Annotated in this window: 16 protein-coding genes and 1 other RNA gene; 7 read left to right on the top strand and 10 right to left on the bottom strand. The window is 65.2% G+C overall.

All coding sequences use genetic code 11. The features are described from left to right. Positions 1 to 118 precede the first annotated feature (118 nt). Positions 119 to 1786: a cytochrome c oxidase subunit I gene (gene ctaD, locus QM789_RS00335; protein WP_420350013.1), complete on the top strand. Its 1668-nt coding sequence runs from the start codon at positions 119 to 121 to the stop codon at positions 1784 to 1786. Positions 1787 to 1977: 191 nt separating this feature from the next. Here ctaD and QM789_RS00340 read toward each other — a convergent pair whose 3' ends face one another. The 4 genes from QM789_RS00340 to QM789_RS00355 all read right to left on the bottom strand — a co-directional run bounded on the left by QM789_RS00340 (position 1978) and on the right by QM789_RS00355 (position 7546). Beyond that, complete coding sequence (locus tag QM789_RS00340) at positions 1978 to 2718, bottom strand: outer membrane protein (RefSeq protein WP_420350014.1); 741 nt, start codon at positions 2716 to 2718, stop codon at positions 1978 to 1980. A 135-nt stretch (positions 2719 to 2853) separates the two neighbouring features. Continuing rightward, a complete protein-coding gene (locus QM789_RS00345) occupies positions 2854 to 5343 on the bottom strand; it encodes a DUF3772 domain-containing protein (protein WP_420350015.1) in 2490 nt (829 codons plus the stop codon). Continuing rightward, positions 5340 to 6371 (bottom strand): cysteine synthase A, encoded by a 1032-nt coding sequence (locus QM789_RS00350; RefSeq protein WP_420350016.1) that lies wholly within the window; start codon positions 6369 to 6371, stop codon positions 5340 to 5342. Before QM789_RS00350 ends, QM789_RS00345 begins: the two co-directional genes overlap by 4 nt. Positions 6372 to 6424: 53 nt before the next feature. Further along, positions 6425 to 7546, bottom strand: coding sequence for an NUDIX domain-containing protein (locus QM789_RS00355; RefSeq protein WP_420350017.1), 1122 nt, complete (start codon positions 7544 to 7546; stop codon positions 6425 to 6427). A gap of 282 nt (positions 7547 to 7828) precedes the next feature. Between QM789_RS00355 and QM789_RS00360 the strand changes: the two genes are divergently transcribed. Next, positions 7829 to 8878 carry an ABC transporter substrate-binding protein gene (locus QM789_RS00360; protein WP_420350018.1) on the top strand — a complete coding sequence of 350 codons (1050 nt, stop codon included), beginning with the start codon at positions 7829 to 7831 and terminating at the stop codon, positions 8876 to 8878. Positions 8879 to 9275: 397 nt separating this feature from the next. Continuing rightward, positions 9276 to 9624: a transfer-messenger RNA gene (gene ssrA, locus QM789_RS00365) on the top strand. Position 9625: 1 nt separating this feature from the next. Here the strand turns inward: ssrA and QM789_RS00370 are convergent. Beyond that, a complete protein-coding gene (locus tag QM789_RS00370; protein WP_420350019.1) occupies positions 9626 to 10042 on the bottom strand; it encodes a YqaA family protein in 417 nt (138 codons plus the stop codon). Between the two features lie 81 nt (positions 10043 to 10123). Between QM789_RS00370 and QM789_RS00375 the strand changes: the two genes are divergently transcribed. Continuing rightward, positions 10124 to 10585 (top strand): SspB family protein, encoded by a 462-nt coding sequence (locus tag QM789_RS00375; RefSeq protein WP_420350020.1) that lies wholly within the window; start codon positions 10124 to 10126, stop codon positions 10583 to 10585. A 6-nt stretch (positions 10586 to 10591) separates the two neighbouring features. Here QM789_RS00375 and QM789_RS00380 read toward each other — a convergent pair whose 3' ends face one another. Both QM789_RS00380 and QM789_RS00385 read right to left on the bottom strand, forming a co-directional pair. Then, on the bottom strand, positions 10592 to 10735 hold the full coding sequence (locus QM789_RS00380) for a hypothetical protein (protein ID WP_420350021.1): 144 nt from the start codon (positions 10733 to 10735) through the stop codon (positions 10592 to 10594). A 7-nt stretch (positions 10736 to 10742) separates the two neighbouring features. Continuing rightward, complete coding sequence (locus QM789_RS00385) at positions 10743 to 11300, bottom strand: hypothetical protein (RefSeq protein WP_420350022.1); 558 nt, start codon at positions 11298 to 11300, stop codon at positions 10743 to 10745. Between the two features lie 144 nt (positions 11301 to 11444). Between QM789_RS00385 and fumC the strand changes: the two genes are divergently transcribed. Next, positions 11445 to 12839: a class II fumarate hydratase gene (gene fumC / locus QM789_RS00390; protein WP_420350023.1), complete on the top strand. Its 1395-nt coding sequence runs from the start codon at positions 11445 to 11447 to the stop codon at positions 12837 to 12839. A gap of 49 nt (positions 12840 to 12888) precedes the next feature. On the opposite strand, the gene QM789_RS00395 is transcribed toward fumC, so the two are convergent. Further along, on the bottom strand, positions 12889 to 13329 hold the full coding sequence (locus tag QM789_RS00395; protein ID WP_420350024.1) for a GNAT family N-acetyltransferase: 441 nt from the start codon (positions 13327 to 13329) through the stop codon (positions 12889 to 12891). 118 nt (positions 13330 to 13447) lie between these two features. Between QM789_RS00395 and QM789_RS00400 the strand changes: the two genes are divergently transcribed. Together QM789_RS00400 and QM789_RS00405 are read left to right on the top strand one after the other, a co-directional pair. Further along, the gene (locus QM789_RS00400; protein WP_420350025.1) at positions 13448 to 13630 is read left to right on the top strand and encodes a DUF4169 family protein; all 183 of its coding nucleotides are present in this window, start codon (positions 13448 to 13450) and stop codon (positions 13628 to 13630) included. Further along, positions 13627 to 13845 (top strand): ribbon-helix-helix domain-containing protein, encoded by a 219-nt coding sequence (locus tag QM789_RS00405; RefSeq protein WP_420350026.1) that lies wholly within the window; start codon positions 13627 to 13629, stop codon positions 13843 to 13845. The genes QM789_RS00400 and QM789_RS00405 overlap by 4 nt, the downstream gene beginning before the upstream one ends. On the opposite strand, the gene QM789_RS00410 is transcribed toward QM789_RS00405, so the two are convergent. Then, positions 13827 to 14609 (bottom strand): lysophospholipid acyltransferase family protein, encoded by a 783-nt coding sequence (locus QM789_RS00410; RefSeq protein ID WP_420350027.1) that lies wholly within the window; start codon positions 14607 to 14609, stop codon positions 13827 to 13829. The genes QM789_RS00405 and QM789_RS00410 overlap by 19 nt on opposite strands. After that, positions 14606 to 15391, bottom strand: a complete 786-nt coding sequence (locus QM789_RS00415) for a GNAT family N-acetyltransferase (protein WP_420350028.1) — start codon at positions 15389 to 15391, stop codon at positions 14606 to 14608. Before QM789_RS00415 ends, QM789_RS00410 begins: the two co-directional genes overlap by 4 nt. Between the last annotated feature and the right edge of the window lie 87 nt (positions 15392 to 15478).

Here is a 15478-nt window from a genome sequence, read left to right on the forward strand (position 1 = left end):
GCGACCAACGAAGCCGTTGCCGGATGGGATTTTCTTGCCTAGGCTGACCGGAACGATCCGCGCTTGGGAGGGCGCGGGGCGTCCTCACAAGCGTTCAGCACTGGCTAGGGAGGTCGGCATGGCAAACGCAGCCGTTCACGGCGACGCACATGATGCGCGGGGGATCTTCACCCGCTGGTTCATGTCCACCAATCACAAGGATATCGGCATCCTTTACCTGTTCACCGCCGCGCTGGTGGGGCTGATCTCGGTCGGCTTCACGGTCTACATGCGGCTCGAACTGATGAATCCGGGTGTGCAATACATGTGCCAGGAGGGCGCGCGGCTCTTCGCATCCGATGCCGACTGCACCCCGGACGGGCATCTGTGGAACGTGATGATCACCTATCACGGCGTGCTGATGATGTTTTTCGTCGTCATCCCGGCGCTGTTCGGCGGATTCGGCAACTATTTCCTGCCGCTGCATATCGGCGCGCCGGACATGGCGTTCCCGCGGATGAACAACCTCAGCTACTGGCTTTATGTGGCAGGGGTGGCGCTTGGCGTGGCGTCGCTGTTCGCGCCGGGTGGCGGCGGGGGCCATGGCGCGGGGGTGGGCTGGGTGCTTTATCCGCCGCTCTCCACCTCCGAAGGCGGCTATGCGATGGATCTGGCGATCTTCGCGGTCCATGTTTCGGGGGCGTCGTCGATCCTGGGCGCGATCAACATCATCACCACCTTCCTGAACATGCGCGCGCCGGGGATGACGCTGCACAAGGTGCCGCTCTTCGCCTGGTCCGTGTTCGTCACCGCCTGGCTGATCCTGCTCAGCCTGCCGGTGCTCGCGGGCGCGATTACCATGCTGCTGATGGACCGCAATTTCGGCACGTCCTTCTTTCAGCCCGCAGGCGGCGGCGATCCGATCCTCTATCAGCATATCCTGTGGTTCTTCGGCCATCCGGAGGTCTACATCATCATCCTGCCGGGCTTCGGCATCATCAGCCATGTGATCGCGACCTTCGCGCGCAAACCGATCTTCGGCTATCTGCCGATGGTCTATGCGATGGTGGCGATCGGGGTGCTGGGCTTCGTCGTCTGGGCGCACCACATGTATACGGTGGGGCTCAGCCTGACGCAGCAGAGCTATTTCATGATGGCCACCATGGTCATCGCCGTGCCCACGGGGGTGAAGGTGTTCAGCTGGATCGCCACGATGTGGGGCGGCTCGATCGAATTCAAGACGCCGATGCTCTGGGCCTTCGGCTTCCTGTTCCTGTTCACGATCGGCGGGGTGACGGGGGTGGTGCTGTCTCAGGCGCCGCTCGACCGGGTGTATCACGATACCTATTATGTCGTGGCGCATTTCCACTATGTGATGTCGCTGGGCGCGGTCTTCGCGATCTTCGCCGGGATCTACTTCTGGATCGGCAAGATGTCGGGGCGGCAATATCCGGAATGGGCGGGCAAGGTGCATTTCTGGGCGATGTTCATCGGCTCGAACATGATCTTCTTCCCGCAGCATTTCCTTGGGCGGCAGGGGATGCCCCGGCGCTTCATCGACTATCCGGAGCCCTTCGCCTTCTGGAACAAGGTCTCCTCGATCGGCGCCTTCATCAGCTTCGCCTCGTTCCTGTTCTTCCTCGGCGTCATGGCCTACACCCTGTTCGCGGGGCGGCGCGTGATGGCGGCGAATTACTGGAACGAATATGCCGATACGCTGGAATGGACCCTGCCCTCCCCGCCGCCCGAACATACGTTCGAGCAACTGCCGAAGCGCGAAGACTGGGACCACGCTCCGGCGCATTGAACCCGGCTCCGGGCCGCGAGGCCCGGATTTCACAGGCCGACGTCGCAGGGCCTCACTCCGCCCTCTGATCACCCGGGCTTCACCCGCGAGAGTCGGACCGACCCGCAAGGTTCGGGCCATCGCCATAGGGCCCGGAACGCGACAGGCCGCCGGAAAACCGGCGGCCTGTTCGTTATCCCCTGACAAGGCGCTCAGAAAGAGAAGTTCACGCCGATCTTGATATTGCTGAACTTCGGCGTCGCCTGCGTGATGACGCCAAAATCGCCCGCCAGAGCCTTCTTGCCGAAATTCGCATATTCATATTCGGCGGTCAGCGAGACCCGTTCCGTCAATTTACGTTCGACCCCGAGGCCGACGACATAACCCGTGCGCGAAAAGTCGCGATCAAGCTGGAAGTCCGTGTCAGCATCGGTGCCCTCGGCAAGCTTGTAATCGTATTTCGACTTTGCAACGCCCGCGATCCCGTAGAACAGGGTCTTGTCATTCACCAGATAGCCGGCCTTGAGCCGCAGCGCGGCCATGTGCTTGAGCTTGGTCTTCCCGTTGGCCCAATCGGTCTCGTCGAAATCTTCATCGTAGGCAGAGCGGTCGAAGGAATCCTTCACGCTGCCACCCTCGATCGAAAGCTCCGGCCCGAACACCCAGCGGTTGATCTGCGTGCGGTAACCCAGCCGCAGGCCACCATTGAGCCCGTGCAGCTTGAAGTTCTCGCCCGTCGAATGGACGACACCATTGTAGGCCAAGCCGATGCGGTCGTCGGCGCCGAAGGCATAGCCGAGGGTCGCCCCGACATAGGCCCCGTTCCAATCCTGCACCACGGCAGAAACCGCCGCAGGTTCGACCGGCGCCGGGCTATAGCCGCCCGCAGAGACCGCTCCTGCCCCGACCATAAACGAAAAAGAAAGAAGAACACGCATCCCAGCGTCGCGCATGACAATCACCATTCCAGTCAGGCCCCCAGGCCCTGAATTTTCGCTATCCGTAACGTCGTGGGATCATCGCTTCAATTCGTTTCGGAATTATTGACCGGGATCGAGACGAGACTGTTGCTAAACTGGCACCGCTCTTCAGCGGCGCTCCTTCTCCTCTTCCTCTTCGCCGTCATTGTCCGACAGGACGGACGGCGGGGCTGCTTCGGACGGCTCCGGCTGCGGGACGGGCGCCGCGCGCTCCGTCTCCTCCTCCGGCACCGTGGCCCGCATCGCCAGGGCCAGCGTCTCCGGATTGCGCAGCCAGACGTCGCGTTGCGCAAAAGGGATCTCGATTCCCTCCGCAGTGAAGCGTTCGATGATCTGGTGGTTCAATTCGGTCTGCACCGAACTGCCGAAATTCACATCCGACAGAATCACCCGCAGTTCAAAGTTCAGGCTGTCCGCCGCCATCTCGGTGAACAGCACCGCCGGGGCGGGGTTCAGCATCACCAGCGGATGGCCTTCGCCGATCTCCTTGAGGATGGCGACCACGCGCCGCGTATCGGTGCCATAGGCGACACCGACCTTGACGGTGACGCGGCCGTTCTTGTTCGTCTTCGTCAGGTTGGTCACGGTGCCGGAAATCAGCGTCGCGTTCGGGATCACCACCTCGGACCGGTCAAAGGTCTCGATCCGGGTCGCGCGGACGGAGATCGCCCGGACGATCCCCTGCTGCCCGCCGACGTTGATCCAGTCGCCCTCGGAAATCGGCCGCTCCACCAGCAGGATGATGCCGGAGACGAAGTTCTGCACGATCGTCTGCAAGCCGAAACCGACGCCGACCGACAGCGCCCCTGCGACGATGGCGAGCGAACCGAGGTTGATCCCCGCGATCGAAATCGCCAGCAGCGCCGCGAGGAAGATCCCCGCATAGCCCGCCCCCGCCACGATCGCGTTCTGCCCGCCCCGGTCGAGCGAGGTCTTCGGCAGGATCGTCGAGCGCAACGCCCCCTGCAACAGCCGCGTGACCGTGTAGCCGATCACGAAGATCACCACGAAGGTCAGGAACACGCCGGGCGAAATCTTCACCCCGCCGACCTGGAAACCCGAGAGGAACTCGAACCACAGGTCGCTCAGCTGCTCGGGCCGCACGCCCCAGATCAGCGCGCCGACCGGCACCGCGGCGAGCGTCAGCAGCAGCCCGATCAGCACCGGCACCAGCGCCTCGCCCCGGGTCTCGGACCGGGTGACGACGTAATAGACCTCGGCGAAATAGTTTTGCAGCACCGCGATCAGCGCGATCAGCGCCAGCGTCAGGATCGTCGGCCAGACCAGCGCATTCGCCGCCGCGATATAGCCCACCAGTGCCAGCACCGGGGCGACGACGCCGACGATGATGACGATGGTCGCCACGCCTCGCATCAGGTTCATGCGGAAGACGGCATCCTCGCTTTGCGCCTGCAACAGGCGGAGCTGGCGCCGGATGAGTTGCCCCAGCCGGAACAGCGCGATCCCGGCGAACAGCACCAGCAGCGCCTCGACCACCGTCAGCGCCGCCTCGGCGTTCTCCGCGATCTGCCGGGCCTTGTCGGCGGCGATCCGCCCCGAGCCGCCCAGAAAATCCTCCGCCCGGGGCGCGATCCATTCCGTCACCAGCGCATGCAGCACCGCCGCCAGACCCAGCATCAGCACATGGAGCCGCCCTTCGGCGGCGCCATCGCTGCTGAACCCGAGCGCGCTCGGCGCGCCCTCGTTCGGCGGGAAGATCCGGTTGCCCAGCCACCACATCGCCAGCAGCCCGAACATCAGCGCGGGCAGCAGGACGTAGAACTGCATCACGATCGGGCCGAACAGCGTCGTCAGCCGCAGCGCATTGGTCAGCAGCAGCGCCCCCACGACCGGCAGCACCACCTGCCCGATCGACACGAACCCCGTGACCAGGCTGCTGCCCCGCAGCGCCAGCTTGCCCAGCACCAGCCGCGCCAGCGCCATCATCCAGCGGCTGCCGCGCAGCATCAGGAAGGCCGACACCGCCACCAGCGCCGCGATCAGCGGCGCGTTGTTGCGCATGTTGTTGATATTGACCGGCTGCTGGAACCGCCACTCGGTCTCGTCATAGATCCAGCGGCTCATCCAGTAGAGCATGGAGCCGGTTTCGGTCCAGTTCACCGGATTCAGCGGCGAGGGCGACAGCCGCAGCAGCTTGTCCGCCTGCCGGTCGCGCTGAATCTTGTCGATGTTGCGGACGATACCGTCGGCGCGGCTCGCCGCCTCGCCCGCCGCGATCCCCGGCGCCTGCAATTTCGCCAGCGCATCGGTCAGTTGCTTGCGCCGGTCGGCGATCGCCGGATCCTCCGCCGTTCCTTCGGCGGGAGGATCGCCCAGGGCCGCGATCTGGTTCTTCACCGTCTCGATCGGATCGGCATTCGCTGTCTGCGCCGTGGTAAAGGCGGTGCGCCATTTCACCATCTCCGCCCGCAGCGCGATCAACTGGTCATCGGAGGCCGCGGCTTCGGCCACCGTCTCCTCGGCCGCGGTCGCGGCCTTCGACCAGGCGTCGTAATCCGGCCCCTGCGCCTCCTCCGCCGCCACCGGCAGCGCAAGGAACAGCACGACCGCGCACAGGCGGATAAGCCGGGAAATCATCCCTCGTAAACCTCGGGCAGGTCGCGGGCCGGACGGTCCAGCCATTCCGGCACCGGCAGGCCGCGCGGCTTCAGGAACTCGGGGTTGAACAGCTTCGACTGATAGCGGGTGCCGTAGTCGCACAGCACGGTGACGATGGTATGCCCCGGCCCCATTTCGCGCGCCATATGAATCGCGCCCGCGACGTTGATGCCCGACGACCCGCCGACGCACAGCCCCTCCTCCGCCAGCAGGTCGAACACCACCGGCAGCGCCTCGCTGTCATGGATGTTGAAGCTCATGTCAGGGGTAAAGCCGTCGAGGTTCTTCGTGATCCGGCCCTGACCGATGCCCTCGGTGATCGAAGTGCCCTCGGATTTCAGCGTGCCATGGGCGTAATAGTTGTGGATCGCCGAACCGTCCGGATCCGCCAGCCCGATCTTCACGCCCTTCGGTTGCAGCGCGAGCCCGGTGCCCGCGAAGGTGCCCCCGGAGCCGACCGAGCAGATGAAGCCATCGACCTTGCCCCCGGTCTGCGCCCAGATCTCCGGCCCGGTGGTTTCGACATGCGCCTGCCGGTTCGCGGTATTGTCGAACTGATTGGCCCAGATCACCCCGTTCGGATCGGTCTTCGCCAGCGCCTCGGCCAGCCGCTGCGAATAGCGCACATAGTTGTTGGGGTTGGAATAGGGCGCCGCCGGAACCTGCACCAGCTCCGCCCCGGCAAGGCGGATCATGTCCTTCTTTTCCTGGCTTTGCGTTTCCGGGATCACGATCACGGTGCGGAAGCCCATCGACGCGCCGACCAGCGCAAGGCCGATCCCCGTGTTACCCGCCGTGCCCTCGACGATGGTGCCGCCGGGCTTCAACTGCCCCTTCGCGATCGCGTCGCGGATGATGAACAGCGCGGCGCGGTCCTTGACCGACTGGCCGGGATTCATGAACTCGGCCTTGCCGAGGATCTCGCAGCCGGTCAGTTCCGACGCCTTCTTCAGGCGGATGAGCGGCGTGTTCCCCACCGCCGCGGCCAGATCCTTGTGAATGCTCATGTCCCGCTCCTTCGTCCGGATTCCGCAACAGTTAGTCCGCCCGCGCGCGGGCCTCAAGCCCCGGCCCGCAGCGCCGCGCGATGCCGCGCCAGCCACAGCGCCAGAATCACCAGCGGCGCATTGTCGATTTCGCCCGTGTCGAGCAATTCCATCATCCGCTCGAACGACACAAGATGCGGGCGAATATCCTCGCCCTCGGCCTCCAGCCCGCCCGGTCGCGCCGCGCCATCATGAAGATCCGCGATCCCGATATAGGTATACAGATATTCGGTCTTCGCCCCCGGCGAGGCATAGCATGACGGCCCCGGCACCAGCCGCGAAATCGCCACACCCGCCTCTTCGCCCGCCTCGCGCAGCGCGGTTTCCTCGGGCGTCTCGCCGCCGTCCACCAGCCCCGCCACCGTCTCCAGAAGCCAGGGGTTGGCATCGCCGCGCGCCATCGGCCCGGCGCGGAACTGTTCGATCAACAGCACCCGGTCGCGCACCGGATCATAGGGCAGCACCACCGCCGCATCCGAGGACACGAAGGCCGCGCGGATGATCGGCCCCATCATGCCGCCGGAAAACCGGCGATGGCGCAGGGTGTAATCCTCGACCGCGAAGAATTTGGCATAGCCGGTTTCCATCGCCTCGACCTGCACGTCGCCCTCGGCACAGTCGCGGCGCAGGCTGTGCGGCCCCGGCACCCGCGCCCGCAGCCGCGACGCCGCCCGCGCAAGAATACGCGGATAGCGCGCCGATGCGGCCTGCGCCGGGGAATGCCCCCGCAGCGCCATGAATTCCGCCGCCGCTTCGGTCACGACATCGCCCCACTGCGCCCGCCAGCGCGCGAAATCCCAAGGCTCGCCGGGGGTCAGCCCCGCGCCCGGAACATAGGTGCGCGCCGCGGTTTCGCCACCGCCATGCCGCACCGTCAGGGTCTTCGGCGTGAAGCCCATTTCGTAGAAATCCACCCGCGCCGCCGTCTCCGGATCCAGTTCGACCAGAAGCCCCGGCACCCGCTCGCCCGACGCGGGAACGATCAGCGGATAGCTGAGCGCGCCCCGCCCATCGCAGGCGATCCGCGCCGCGTAATCCGGCAATTCCGCGGCCACAGCGTCAAGCTGCCGCCCCGCGACACGCGCCAGGAGCGGCAGATGGCACAAGGTGCCGTAAAAGAAATGGTAATCGCCCAATGTCCCGCCCGGTCCCGTTCACGGCCAGCACCCCGCCAGCCAATTCACGCCGTGACCATAACGGAAAGCGCACCGGCCAGAAAGACCATGCCGCCCCGGACACCCGAGAGGCAGCACGGCGGGCAAGCCGTTGACCTTACGGAATTTTGCCCGGGGGTTGAGCAAGTGCCCCCGGAAACCGCCGAAATGCGGCCCCGGCATGACAAACCGCTTGTCGGCGCGGCCCCGGCCGGTCTAGCCTTCCTCCGAAGCCTTCGCCTCACACAGGATCACGTTTCAAAGATGACGAAAACAGCCCTTCTCCTGGCCGGCGCCGCCGTCCTTGCCCTTACCCTGCCGGCACGCGCGGCCGACAAGGATCTGCTGGTGTTCGACTGGGCCGGTTTCGAGGTTCCGGGCCTGTTCCAGACCTATCAGGAAAAACACGGCGATGCGCCGACCTATTCCTTCTACGGCGATGACGACGAGGCCTATCAGAAGCTCGCTTCGGGCTTCAAGGCGGACGTGGCCCATCCCTGTTCGCAGATGGTGTCGAAATACCGCGACGCGGGCCTGATCGAGCCGTGGGACGTCTCCCGGATCCCGGCCTATGCGGACATCGACCCGAGCTTCAAGGATTCCAAGATTTTCGCGGACGAAGGCGGCGTGTGGTATATCCCGACCGACTGGGGTGTGACCGCGATCGCCTACAACCCCGATGAAGTCCCGGCTGAGGACGTCAAGACGTTGCAGGTCTTCGTCAATCCGAAATATCAGGGGCGCACCTCCCTGCCGAATTCGTCGGATGACGTCTGGGCGCTGGCCTATCTGGCGACCGGCGTGACCGACTGGACCAATGTCACCGAGGAGCAGTTCCAAGCCGCCGCCGCCTGGCTGCGCGAGGCGCACAAGAACGTGCAAAGCTATTGGGCCGACCCTTCGGCGCAGGCGCAGCTGATGGCCTCGGGCGAGGTATTGATCGCCTGGTCGTGGAACGACGGGGTGAACTACGTCCGGCAGGACGGCTATCCGATCGCCTTCGAGCGCGAGCCGAAGGAGGGGTCTTCGACCTTCTTCTGCGGTTATGTCAACCTGAAGGACGGCCCCGGCAAGGAAGACAATGCCTATGACTTCATCAACTCCTGGATCCGGCCCGAGGCGGCCCAGGCCTTGGTGGACGAAATCGGCTATGGCCTGACCAACACGAAGGGCATGGCGCTGATCCCCGAGGAAGAGAAGCTCGAAAAGGGTCTTGGCCCGATCGACGCGCCGATCCTCGCGCAGGTGCCGAACGATCCGCAACTGCGCGAACGCCAGCTGGCCGAGTTCGAGAAGATCAAGGCCGGGTTCTGAACCGGACAACCGTTTCCGGCGCCCCCTGCGGAGCGCCGGAAGCCGGGGTGGCCCATAGCCCGCCCGGCAAGCACCGATGGGGTGGCACCCCTTCGATGGATCTGCGACAGGGCACCGTTCACGCCCCTTTTAAGGGGACCACCGAGAAGCCCTCTCTCCAAGAGGCGAAACGCCGGGAACGCGGCCACATCCCCCCGGCGCGCGACTGTCGGGGAGAGGGCCCGGGGCGCCCTCCGTTCCCCCGTCGCAGCGCCCTCGGTCGGGCCCCATCACCGCCGCTGCTCTCGCCTCCCTGCCTGCGCAGCGTCGCTCGCGCCTTGGGCGCGGCACAGGTCTTTGCCCTCCGCACAACATCGCGCCGCAAGCCGCAGCCGACCCCAGGGCATTTTCACCGCCTGCCGTTGACAAGCCGCCCGCGTCCATTATGTATGGGGTGTTCCTCGGAACTATGGACATAAACGGGGATCGTAATAGCTTTTCTGGACTCGGCTGCGAAGCCGACACCTCCACCAATATTCCCATCATTGGGGGCGCATGGGGGTGAAATAGGATCGACAGGGAGCGAAAGGGTCTTACTTTGTCCCGGTGAGCTACCACCGTTATCGGTGCAAGCATGATAGTTGCCAATGACAACCGTGCTCCGGTGGCGCTGGCTGCGTAAGCAGTTCGCAAAACCAAAACTTAAGTCCTGAGGCTTAGCCGCTTCAGGCGGGGCCCGCAGGAGCCTGGCAACAGAATCCTGCACCTTCACCCCATCAGCACCGCCACCGCGACATAGCGCGCCCCCTTTGCCAGCGTTACCAGCATCAGGAACAGTGGCAGTGGCGTGCGCAGCACCCCGGCGACAAGCGTCAGCGGATCGCCGATCACCGGCACCCAGGACAGCAGCAGGCTCCAGGCGCCATAGCGGCGATACCAGCCCGTCGTCCGGTCGAGCGCGGCGCCCTTCAGCGGAAACCAGCGCCGCCCGGAAAACCGCAGCAGATACCGGCCAAGCGCCCAGTTCACGGACGACCCCAGCACATTCCCCACCGTCGCCACCGCCACCGGCAGGACAACCCCCTCCCCCCGCGCGAGGATGAAGGCGAGCAGGATTTCCGACTGCGCCGGAAGCAGGGTCGCCGCCGCAAAGGCTGCGACAAAGAGACTCGCCAGCACGTTCAATCCCTTTCACATCCCGGGCCGCAGCCTCTTCCCTTGCGCGACAAATCTCCTATGCTGCACGAAACGGCAAGGGACGCTCACATGACGCGCAATATAGATTACGGCAACCTGATGCATCGGGCCATGCGCGGCCTGATTCAGACCGTGCTCACAGATGTCGCGCAGAACGGCCTGCCCGGGGCTCACCATTTCTTCATCACCTTCGACACCCATCACCCGGGGGTGCAGATGGCCGACTGGCTGCATGGCCGCTATCCGGAGGAGATGACGATCGTCATCCAGCATTGGTTCGAGAATCTGGCGGTGGACGACAACGGCTTTGGAATCACGCTGAATTTCGGCAATTCTCCGGAGCCGCTCTATATCCCCTTCGATGCTGTGCATACCTTCGTCGATCCCTCGGTCGAATTCGGCCTGCGGTTCGAGACGCAGGAATATGACGAGGACGATGACGAAGAGGAGGACGGCGATGAGCCGCCGCCCGACGACAAGCCCCGCGGCGAAGCGCAGGTTGTCAGCCTCGATCAGTTCCGCAAAACCTGACCCCGGTCAGGGATAGACCTGCCGCAGCGCCCCCGATGCGATCAGGCTGTCGGGGGTGACGATGGACAGGTTGCGCAGCTGCGTCTCCCAACAGGTGCCGAACGACACGTCGTATTGGCAATATCGGTGCGCTTCGAGACGCCTGCGCAACTGCGGTTCAAGGGCCCGTGGGCCATCCACCAACCGGCCCAGCCGTTGCGGCGCCCCGAGGACGATCCCGGCATTCAGCGCGCTTCTCATAGGCCAGTTCCGCGCCGTAGAACGCCCCGTTCCCGAACAGGAACTGATCGTCCTGCGCCGCGCCATACGCGATGAACAAGGCGAAGCGCCCCAGCGGCCCGACGGTCATCAGATCCGCCTCCGGGTCGTAATCCGGATTGAGATCCTTTGGCCGGTAAACCGCATAATCCCCCGGCGACAGCCCCGCGACCCAATCGTAGAGCATATCCTCCGTCACCCCCGCGGCCTGATCGACATGAATCACCCGGGGTCCGCCGCTGCTGGGCCGCAGGATCCCGACCGTGGCCCATCGCAGGCCAAAGCTGCGCCTCATCGCCTCGTCCAGGTCATTGACCCCGTTGCGGAAGATCAGATCACCCGGCTGCCAGTCCCAGGCGGCCTCGGCCATCATCGCCGCGTAATCCGGCGCCCGTTCCTGCGCCCAGACCGCCGGGCATAACATGCCCATGGCGGCCGCCAGGATCCATCTCCGCATCGGTTCCCCCCAAGCCTTCGCCGCACGATCCCGCCCCCGGATTCACGCAGGGCATACCATCGCATACGAACCCACCATAGCGATTGCAATCACCCATCCGCCGCCCTAGAACCCTTGCCATCCCAGGTTTTCACGGAGGCCCTGATGACCGCGACCCGCACCGAGACCGATAGCTTCGGTCCGCTCGAAGTTCCCGCCGACAAGTATTGGGGCGCGCAGACGCAGCGTTCCATCATCAATTTCCCGATCGGCTGGGAAAAGCAGCCCGTGCCGATCATCCGCGCGCTCGGCACCATCAAGAAGGCCGCCGCGATCGTGAACGAAGCGCAGGGCGATCTGGCGCCGGAGCTGTCGAAGGCGATCCAGGAAGCCGCGCAGGAAGTGATCGACGGCAGGTTCGACGACAACTTCCCGCTGGTGGTGTGGCAGACCGGCTCCGGCACGCAGTCGAACATGAACGCGAACGAGGTGATCTCGAACCGCGCGATCGAAATCCTCGGCGGCGTGAAGGGCTCGAAAAAGCCCGTCCACCCGAACGATCACGTCAACATGGGCCAGTCGTCGAACGACACCTTCCCGACCGCGATGCACGTCGCCATCGGCACCCATACGCGCGACGTGCTGATCCCCGGCCTTGAGAAACTGTCGAAGGCGCTCTGGGCCAAGGTCGAGGAATTCAAGGACATCATCAAGATCGGCCGGACGCATACGCAGGATGCGACGCCGCTCACGCTGGGCCAGGAATTCTCCGGCTACGCGACGCAGGTCGACCGCGGGATCGAACGGGTGAAGCTCGCGCTGACCCATATCTACGAACTCGCGCAGGGCGGCACCGCCGTCGGCACCGGCCTGAACACTCGCAAGGGCTATGACGCGAAGGTCGCCGCCGAAATCGCAAAGATCACCGGCCTGCCCTTCATCACCGCGCCGAACAAGTTCGAGGCGCTCGCCGCCCATGACGCGATGGTGTTCTACTCGGGCGCGCTCAAGACCATCGCCGCCTCGCTGTTCAAGATCGCGAACGACCTGCGGCTGCTCGGCTCCGGCCCGCGCTCGGGTCTGGGCGAACTGATCCTGCCGGAAAACGAACCCGGTTCCTCGATCATGCCGGGCAAGGTCAACCCCACCCAGGCCGAAGCGCTGACCATGGTCTGCGCCCATGTCATGGGCAATGACGCCGCCATCGGCTTCGCCGGGTCGCAGGGCCATTTCGAGCTCAACGTCTACAACCCGATGATGAGCTACAACGTCCTGCAATCCATCCAGCTTCTGGGCGATGCGGCCAGCTCCTTCACCGACAACATGGTGGTGGGCACGAAGGCGAACACCGTCCGGATCGACAAGCTGATGAAGGAATCGCTGATGCTGGTCACCGCGCTGGCGCCGACCATCGGCTATGATGCCGCCACCAAGGTCGCGAAAACCGCGCACAAGAACGGCACCACGCTGAAGGAAGAAGCCATCGCCCTTGGCTATGTCGATGCCGAAACCTTCGACCGGATCGTCCGGCCCGAGGACATGATCGGTCCGAAGGACTGATCTCGTCCGAGAGGAAAGGCGTGAAGGGCGGCCCTGGCCGCCCTTCTCCTTATGGTGCGACGGAATACAGGATGAACCCGGTCGCAGGCGCATAACTGTCATACAACACCCGCGCCGCCGCGTTCCCCTCCTGCGTGAGCCAGCGCACCGAAGGATAGCCTCGCTCCCGCGCAAACTCCCGCACATGGTCGATCAGCAGCCGACCGATACCCTTGCCCCGCGCCTCGGGCACCGTGAACAGATCCGACAGATAGACGGTCTGCGCCCCGGACAAGGACCGGTGCATCAGCGAATATTGCACCAGCCCAAGCGCCCTGCCCGCCTCATCCCGCGCGATCACCGACCAATAGGGCTCCTCCGGATCCTGGATCCAGCCCCAGACCGCTTCCTCCGCCGCCCGCGCATCGACCCGGTAAAACGCCGCATATCCCCGGAACAGGGCTTCCCAATCCGCCCTGTCCCCGGGTCCGACCGGCTGCAACACTGCCATCTCCGCACTCCTCGCATGATTTCCGACAGGAAAGGCCACCCTCCCCCGAATTGCAACCGCATCGCGCAAATCCCGGGGAACCACTGGAAATCCGCGGCTGAATCGGCGATGCTGCGACATGGCTGACGTGACCAACCTGAACCGTTTTCGCAAGCAGAAGGCCCGGGCGCAGGCGCGTCAGGAGGCGGATGCCAATGCCGCGAAATTCGGCCGGACCAGGGCACAGCGTCAGCGCGAGGAGGCGGAGGCCGAAAAGGCGCGTCAGACCCTCGACGCGCATCGCCGGGACGAAACCCCGTGACCCGGCCCGAGAAACATTCGCTGACGCTGCGGGGGCACCGGACCTCGGTCTCGCTGGAGCCCGATTTCTGGAACGGGCTGCGCGGCATCGCGCGGGACCGGGGCATCGGGGTCAGTGCGCTGGTGACCGAGATCGACGAAACGCGCGGCACGGATACCGGGCTCGCGACCGCCATCCGCCTGTTCGTGTTCCGCCACTACCGCGACAGGGCCTGATCCAGCGGCGCGCGCACCGTGGCCTCGCACAGGGCGGCGAGGTTCTTGCGCGTCCCGACATCGCGCACGCGCAGCGGCGGGTGAAAGATCGCCTCGACCGCGCCGCCCGGACAGGCCAGCACCTGCGCCAGATGCGGCGCGAACCCGGTATCCCCCCACCAGCCGTAAAAGCGCGGATCCTGCCCCTGCGGCGCCCGATAAATCAGCGTCACGGGCTGAATCCACGCCACCTCACCCGCGAAGAACGCCTGAAACAGCGTGGATTTGAACGGCAACACCCGGCGCCCGTCGCTCGATGTGCCCTCGGGGAAGACCACCAGCCGATGCCCTGCGCGGATCCGGTCTTCGATCGCGCGTTGCTGCACCCGGGCGTCGCGCGCGTCGCGGCGGATGAACAGCGTCCCCGCCGCCCGCGCGAGCGCACCGATACCGGGCCACCCCGCCACCTCGGCCTTGGCCACGAACTGCACCGGCACACAGGCATTCAGTGCGAAAATATCCAGCCAGGACGCATGATTCGCCACCAGCGCCCCGGAGTGCCGCATCGGCGCCCCACTGCACCGCAACCGCAGGCCCAGGAGCGGCAGCGCGACCCGGCACACCCCCTGCACCACCCGCCCGGACCACGGCCGCAGGATCAGCATCGCGATCAGCCCGAACAGGATCACCCCCACCAACGCCCCGCCGCGCAGCCCGATCCGTAGCCAGTCCACCCCCCGCAACCGCCGGAAAGGCGCGGGCGGATCGCCGTACCAGGTCGTCACGAACGCGCCTCGAACCGGCGGGCGTAGAAATCGCGATGCTTTTCCGACATCGCCGTGGTGTCCATCAGCAGCAGCACATCGGTGGTATTGAAGGCCCGGTCGATATAGGCGCCCTCGCCCACGAAACCGCCCAACCGCAGATAGGCCTTGATCAGATTCGGCATCCCCGCCAGCGCCTGCCGCCGGTCGAGCGCCTCGGCGGGCACCAGATCCATCGCCTGAAAATGATCAGCCAAGGCCCGCGGGCGCATCGCTTCGGGCGCGAGGTGATGGTGATGCAGCCAGGACAGCGGCATCTTCAGCGCCGCAACATCGGTACCATGGAAGGACGCCACGCCGAACAGAACCTCGATCCCCCGCGCCAGAACGTAATCCGCGAGCCCGTTCCACAGAAGCAGCATCCCCGCCCCGCCGCGCTGTTCCGCCGCGATACAGGAGCGCCCGAGCTCCAGCAGCCTGCGCCCCGAAGCCCGCAGCGGCGCCAGATCATATTCCGTATCGCAATAGAACCTGCCGAATTCCGCCGCCCGCTCCGAGGTCAGCAGCCGGTAGGCGCCGACAACATAGTCGATTCCCTCCGCCTCGCGCGCGGGATCCACCAGGATCAGATGGTCATAGACCGGATCGAATTCGTCGGCCTCCAACCGGCGCGCGTGATCGACCATCGGCCCGTCGCCGCCCAGTTCCTCGACGAAAACGCGATAGCGCAGCCGCTGCGACGCCATCAGATCGCGAGAATCCCGCGCCAGCCGGACTTCGATCAAAGGTGCTTCAGGCGTCATCCCTACCGTCCCGTTCACTGCCCTGTTTTAAGGCAGTGCGCTGCGCCGATGCAATTGCGGAGGTGATGATTGCGTAATTGTTTCAAT

Origin of the sequence: Paenirhodobacter sp. (genome assembly GCF_047600745.1) — a bacterium.
Classification (GTDB): domain Bacteria; phylum Pseudomonadota; class Alphaproteobacteria; order Rhodobacterales; family Rhodobacteraceae; genus Rhodobacter.

What these genes read in the sequence shown, in the direction of transcription:
- ctaD (WP_420350013.1), top strand. Translation starts at nt 119, where the DNA reads ATGGCAAACGCAGCCGTTCACGGCGACGCACATGATGCGCGGGGGATC.
- QM789_RS00340 (WP_420350014.1), bottom strand. Translation starts at nt 2,718, where the DNA reads ATGCGCGACGCTGGGATGCGTGTTCTTCTTTCTTTTTCGTTTATGGTC.
- QM789_RS00345 (WP_420350015.1), bottom strand. Translation starts at nt 5,343, where the DNA reads ATGATTTCCCGGCTTATCCGCCTGTGCGCGGTCGTGCTGTTCCTTGCG.
- QM789_RS00350 (WP_420350016.1), bottom strand. Translation starts at nt 6,371, where the DNA reads ATGAGCATTCACAAGGATCTGGCCGCGGCGGTGGGGAACACGCCGCTC.
- QM789_RS00360 (WP_420350018.1), top strand. Translation starts at nt 7,829, where the DNA reads ATGACGAAAACAGCCCTTCTCCTGGCCGGCGCCGCCGTCCTTGCCCTT.
- QM789_RS00375 (WP_420350020.1), top strand. Translation starts at nt 10,124, where the DNA reads ATGACGCGCAATATAGATTACGGCAACCTGATGCATCGGGCCATGCGC.
- QM789_RS00385 (WP_420350022.1), bottom strand. Translation starts at nt 11,300, where the DNA reads ATGCGGAGATGGATCCTGGCGGCCGCCATGGGCATGTTATGCCCGGCG.
- fumC (WP_420350023.1), top strand. Translation starts at nt 11,445, where the DNA reads ATGACCGCGACCCGCACCGAGACCGATAGCTTCGGTCCGCTCGAAGTT.
- QM789_RS00395 (WP_420350024.1), bottom strand. Translation starts at nt 13,329, where the DNA reads ATGGCAGTGTTGCAGCCGGTCGGACCCGGGGACAGGGCGGATTGGGAA.
- QM789_RS00400 (WP_420350025.1), top strand. Translation starts at nt 13,448, where the DNA reads ATGGCTGACGTGACCAACCTGAACCGTTTTCGCAAGCAGAAGGCCCGG.
- QM789_RS00415 (WP_420350028.1), bottom strand. Translation starts at nt 15,391, where the DNA reads ATGACGCCTGAAGCACCTTTGATCGAAGTCCGGCTGGCGCGGGATTCT.